This window comes from Paenibacillus sp. sgz302190 (genome assembly GCF_059820445.1).
In genome coordinates this window covers 141,557-147,792 of sequence record NZ_JBZYAO010000020.1, presented here as the reverse complement: position 1 = coordinate 147,792, position 6,236 = coordinate 141,557, and the positions used below count along the sequence as shown (strand labels likewise).

The following is a 6,236-nucleotide window of genomic DNA, read 5'->3' as shown; positions in this document are numbered from 1 at the left end:
TGGCTACCTGCGTATTCGTGCTGTTGTACACTACGATCCCTGCAGGCGCACTCGGTCCGCTCCCCGTTAGCTGATACTGCATTCCTGCCGACAGCTCCAAACGAAAGAACATGCTAGTCGCGCTCGGAGCACTCATCTGCTGGCTTCCTGTCTGATTTGTCAGCGTCACCCCATACGCTTGACCCATGTTCGAGCCGTCAATTGAACTTAACGTTACGCTCGCTCCGGCTGTCCCCGTCAATACAATATAGGATTCCGATGTGCCCGGGACGAAATTACATGTCAGTGTCGAGCACGATCCTTTTGAATTTCCGCTCGCATCATAANCATGTTCGAGCCGTCAATTGAACTTAACGTTACGCTCGCTCCGGCTGTCCCCGTCAATACAATATAGGATTCCGATGTGCCCGGGACGAAATTACATGTCAGTGTCGAGCACGATCCTTTTGAATTTCCGCTCGCATCATAAAGATATATCAAGCCTGATCCTGTTCTCGTTACCGTTACGGTACGATTTACTGGTAGGCTCGCTTTATACCACAACGACCCATTCGCCGATAGTGTGCCATTCACCGGGCCTGGTGCCGTATACGGCAGTGCTCCTTCCCGCGTCGCTCCTTGCTGCGCTGCCATCAGCTTGTACGTTCCCGCATATGTTCCTGTTTTCAGTTCAACATAATACGTTCCCGCTGCACTTGGGATGTACGTCAGTGCTCCGGTGGTGGTGCTGGCTACCTGCGTATTCGTGCTGTTGTACACTACGATCCCTGCAGGCGTGCTCGGTCCGCTCCCCGTTAGCTGATACTGCATTCCTGCCGACAGCTCTAAACGGAAGTATAGGCTAGCATTGCTTGGACCACTCATACTCAAACTTCCCGTTTGGCTCATCAGCATCAGATCATATGCCTGACTCATGTTCGAGCCGTCAATTGAACTTAACGTTACGCTCGCTCCGGCTGTCCCCGTCAATACAATATAGGATTCCGATGTGCCCGGGACGAAATTACATGTCAGTGTCGAGCACGATCCTTTTGAATTTCCGCTCGCATCATAAAGATATATCAAGCCTGATCCTGTTCTCGTTACCGTTACGGTACGATTTACTGGTAGGCTCACTTTATACCACAACGACCCATTCGTCGACAACTTGCCAGTCACTGGACCGGGTGCCGTGTAGGGAAGGGCCGCTCCGAGTGATGAACCATCAGCTTCGGCTGCAAATACTTTAGGCGTTCGCCAAATTCCTTCTGGAGTACCAGGTATTAATTCAAATAAAAGTAGAATCATAGCGATTCCAAATAATACTTGGAGCCAACTGCTCCGTTTCGGTTTCAATAGAATCCTCTCCTATTTACGTTCGAGTTTGACGACTCTTCCTATAGCATCATACGTGTAAGTCGTAGTTGTTCCATCTACACCAGTCATACTTGCTACCCGATTTGCCTTGTCGCATACATAAGACTCAGATGCATCACCTGGATAAACGACTTTGGTAAGACGCCCACCATCATCATAGCTTCTACTGGTTTTATTGCCATTTGCATCTATAATCGCAGTTTGTCTCCCCATCGCATCGAACTCATACTGTGTAATCGCCCCGTTTGATTTCTGCTGTTTAGTCAGTCTACCGAGATTATCATACTCGTAGTTTGTCCTTAGACCACGACTGTCCGTATAATTACTTAACAGTTCTCCGTTGTATTGCATTTTTTCTGTAGAACCATCTGGACGAATAATTTGTATAATTTGATCATGTGCATTATAGGTATACTGAGTCATGTTATTGGATGGGTCGAATTCTTTAACCCTTCGCCCAATATTGTCATATTCATAAGTTACCTTATTACCCAAATCATTTGTGATCCCTATCAACCACCCGTGAGCATCATATTCGTACAAAGTATTCGCTCCCGCATAATCAATCATCTTCGTCATTAATCCTTGTGTGTTATACTCAAATAGCATCGTATCGCCAACGGGATTTATTATTGAGAGCATATTTCCCTTTTCATCATACGCATATTGTGTTTTACGACCGAGAGCATCACTCGCGCTTGTAATTTGGTTTCGTTCGTTATAGGTGTAATGTGTTTTATTACCCAATGCATCTTCTACCGTCGTTTTGTTCCCTCTAACATCGTAATAATATTTCGTTTTGTTACCCAAGGGATCCGTAATCGTTGCTATTTTGTGATCCGGTGTGTAATCAATGCTCTTGGTGTTTCCTAACGGATCGGTTACACTTGTAACATTCATTGCAGTTCCCCATGCAAAGGTCGTTGTCTTACCCATATAATTTATGATTTTACCCCCGCCACGATTAGCAGCATCCACCCACATATGAACTCCACTCGGATTTACTCTTTCGGTAATTTGGCCACTTTTGTCCCTATACTGGAATTGGGTTATTGCCCCTTTTCGATCCGTCACTTGAAATCCTGAGGAATAATCAAAATTCATTGACTTACCGTCTGGATATTCGATTTTAGTCAATTGATCATTCGCATTATACTGCAATACCACTTTAGAATCGTTCGCTGCCTTAATTGCACTTACTCGGCCATTCGATCCATACTCCAGCTCTGTTGTAAGCCCATTTGTATCCACTACCCGGCTAAGTTTCCCTTCCGGGTTGTACTCAAGATTGGCTCCCTGACCGTTCGCATCTTTAACACTGATTAACCTTCCAGCAGCATTGAACCGCATGGTTTTCTGTTCTTTTTTTTCTAATGTAATCGAGCCGTCGGTGTGCTGAGTTAGCTTGTCGAAGTTGCCGGGAGGACTTGTGAATGTACCATCAATATTACGAGTAAACGTCAGCCTACTCCCATCACTTGCTTCCCAGTCTATATTGTTTGAATTGTTGTTGGAGACTGTCATCTTATCCGAATAAGTCATTGTCCATTGTGTCCCAACATTTGTTTCTCTATAGTTTGAAGAGGTGGAATTAAACTGTAATCGCACATTCGAGTGCGAGTTTTCAGCACCTCTATATACGAGCGGTGGTGTCTCCGCATATAAGTTGCCGTAAACACGATTCGTATACGTCTTCATGCCATCCATATCGCCATCGTTCAGTGGATTCAACTGTTCATAGTTTGCGCAAGACTGGCTGCAATCCGGTCCGCCAGGCAATCCTCCGAACCCGCCCGCATTGCTACAAGAATACCGCCCCTTCAATTTGTTCGTTTCGTCTTGGGTCAATATTCTAGCTCCAACCAATCCTTTTAAGGCTTGAGCCTCGGAGTCGGCGAAGATAATCATCTGCCCATCCCAAAGCGGATCAAATTGAGCTTTACTCTTGGTCACCCAACCAGCGGAAGGATCGTACATTTCAACTTCATCAAATGAAGCCCTGTTTACCACAACATAGTGGTCTCGCAGCAAAGCAATCGCTGGTAATGATGCTTGAGGTAGATCGGTTTTAACAATTTTGAGACCGTAAGCCGACACATCATGCAAGCTGGATGCTTGAATCAATCCGGTCATACTCGTTCCTTCTGCTGTCGTTCCAGCTTCTCTAGCCAGTTGTTCTACTTCGACCTGCTTTCCGAATTTGGATAACACCATCTTGAGAGAGGAAGGTCCGCAAGTACATCCTTCCTGTTTCATCTTTGATTTCTCTTTAGTTTGATTAGGACGTTTGCTATTCACGCCCACATGATTTGTAGTATCATCTGTTACTATCTCAGAAACTTGCTTGTGACTTGGAGATAAGTCTTCCAATCTTTCTTGAGCACGAATAGACAAATAGCTAGCTGGATATTGCTTAATAAAAGTGTGGAGTGCAGCAATTGCCTCATCTTTCTTCTGCTGCCCTGTTAATGCAATAATTTTTTGATACTCTAGATCCTCCACTGATGTGGTAAACGTAAAGTAATCGTATTGGTTATCTTTAACCTCAAATTGTTCAACAGCTTCAGTTAACTGTGCATATGCACTTCGGTAATCTCCTTCCTTCGCCGTTTCAAATGCTGCTTGCCGTTTTACTTTAGCCAAGTCCGTATTGTGTTTGTTCGACTTTACTTTATCTATGTGTCGTGCATTTGTTTCTAGGCTTTGAAACTTTAAATTGCGGACTTCCTCATTTTTTAATTTTTGGTTCGATTGTCTAGCCATCATTTTATTTACTGATTGGTCTTCATTACGCGCAAGTTTAGCTATACGAACCCTTTCGTTACTTGGAAGCTTCTTTTCAAGTCTATCAAGAATAGCTTGTGCTGCTTTAGGATCGCGCTGAGGATTGTACATACTCCTAAGTATATCTGCACTAAGAATAGCCGCCTCGATGGCAACCTCAGGCTGTTTTTTATCGTTCATAATTGGTTCTAATTTGCTTACAGCCTCTTTAAACTGATCTTGTGAATATAAAATTTCTGCTAGACGATATTCACTCCAGTTAAATATATAACCGTCCTTCGAAAATTGTTTCTGCAGATCTTCATATTGCTGCTTTAAATCATTAGTGAGTCCAAGACCCATTTGCAAACGAAATTCTTCGTCTATTCGCATCTTCTCGACTTGTTCCAACTTTGTCTCAGACAAAGATTGCGTTGAGTTCTCAGCAAAAGTCTGGTTGTTAGGATTTACCACACCCCATACCAACACCAACACCAACATCACAATAATTTTATTCCATGATCTCATGCAACCGACCCTCCAATAATCTTTTTTAAAACACTGTCCCGATGGTCTGCCTTTGGATGATGCTTTCTGACTTGCTGACAGCAATAAACCGATATAAGATTTTCAAATCACTTCCCACCACCTACACCTTTCTACTTTTTTCTATTTTTTTAAACATAATTCCCATTTTAATATAGTAGGTAAATTATGTATATAGTTGTATTTTGTTGTATTTTGTCGAATTTCGTCTAATTAAATGGTTGCCATCATTCTCCATAATGAGAATACAGTTTCATGATAATTATTATTAACTCAACTTTCGCAGCATGAAATCGGCAGATAAGCCTTGATATAGTTGGGCAAAGCGGCAATCCATTGCTGGAGTTGACACAGAATTAGACTTGAGATCTTCTTTCCGGCTTTTTTGGCGATTTCGTTGATCAATTCAACCAGTTGTTGCAAGGCAACAGCCCAGTCAAGCGTGCCGACTTCATCGCAAAGCAAATAAAACAGTCCTCCAAAAGACCGCTGATCGGTACTTTGTCGATGCTGCCAAGCAAGCAGAATGTAGCGAGAGAAGACAATCGTCGTATGACTGACAAGCAGACATAGGACTGCCCTGAAACTCTTTTTGCAGACGCAGGAGTGACTTGGCGCACTTGAAGAATACTTGTCGGGTAAAGGACTGGCGTGGTGTCGTCAGACCCGTTTCCAGCCCCTCCCCATAAGAACTGCTCGTGAGGTTTTCCCTCAAGCAGCTCACCCTGCAAACTTCTACCTGTCAAGAAAAGCACTTGACAGACTCTTATTTAAGTGCGTCAAAACTAGAGAGCAACAGAGGCGCTTGACAGGTTTCGTTCATATCAAAGTCCTTGACTGTCACTTTTCTATTGAACTATCCTGCCCGTTCGTATTAATGACCCTTCGTCAGTCTATCCTGAAAATATCGCTCTGTAGAACACCTAAAAAAGGCAACAATAAAGTGACCCTCCGGCAAACAAAAAATGGCCAGGGGCATCAGCAATGTATTGTCTGAATAAACGATCAGGAAGCTTCCGTATTCACAGTAATTGATACACCTAATGACTCCAGTTTCTTAATGGAATGCTTGATGATCACGTCCCGTTTTCGTTCCTCGTAGTAGGTTGGACCGAGCTCGATGTAGGGTTGTTTCCGCTTAAGGATATAGTAAACCATAGACAATATACTGTGTGCTACTGCGACCGTCGCTCGATTTGCTCCCCGGCGTACGGCAATTCGGTGATACTGGCTGGATAAATACGTCTCTTTCGTTCTAGCCGCGGCCTTCGCGGCTTCTACAAGCGTACATCGGAGCTTCTTGTTTCCTTTTCGCGTCTTGCCGGACAATCGTTTTCCGGCACTTTCGTTCTGACCCGGACACAGCCCTGCCCAAGAACATAAATGGGCGGCGGAAGGATACTGATCCATATTGGAGCCAATTTCGGCTAGAATAGTCTCTGCTGTTCTTCGTGCCACACCTGTGGATTGTATCGAGCAGTTCCAGGTCTTCCTCAAAAGGGAGCATGCGCTTTTTTACTACTTTCCAACATTCTTTACTACTTTCCGACTTTTTTACATAGGGACACAAG

1 protein-coding gene and 2 pseudogenes are annotated in these 6,236 nt (G+C 44.0%); all 3 read right to left on the bottom strand.

Translation table 11 applies throughout. From position 1 onward, the window contains the following. Nucleotides 1-1,347: 1,347 nt before the first annotated feature. Complete coding sequence (locus tag AC6RNO_RS21830) at nucleotides 1,348-4,647, bottom strand: cysteine peptidase family C39 domain-containing protein (protein WP_497106739.1); 3,300 nt, start codon at nucleotides 4,645-4,647, stop codon at nucleotides 1,348-1,350. A gap of 291 nt (nucleotides 4,648-4,938) precedes the next feature. Beyond that, a pseudogene (locus AC6RNO_RS21825) lies at nucleotides 4,939-5,299 on the bottom strand (IS4 family transposase); the annotation flags it as partial. Between the two features lie 371 nt (nucleotides 5,300-5,670). Beyond that, nucleotides 5,671-6,184 (bottom strand): annotated as a pseudogene (locus AC6RNO_RS21820) (transposase); the annotation flags it as partial. Nucleotides 6,185-6,236 lie beyond the last annotated feature (52 nt).

Coding starts and splice junctions, on each gene's coding strand:
- AC6RNO_RS21830 (WP_497106739.1), bottom strand. CDS start 4,647: ATGAGATCATGGAATAAAATTATTGTGATGTTGGTGTTGGTGTTGGTA.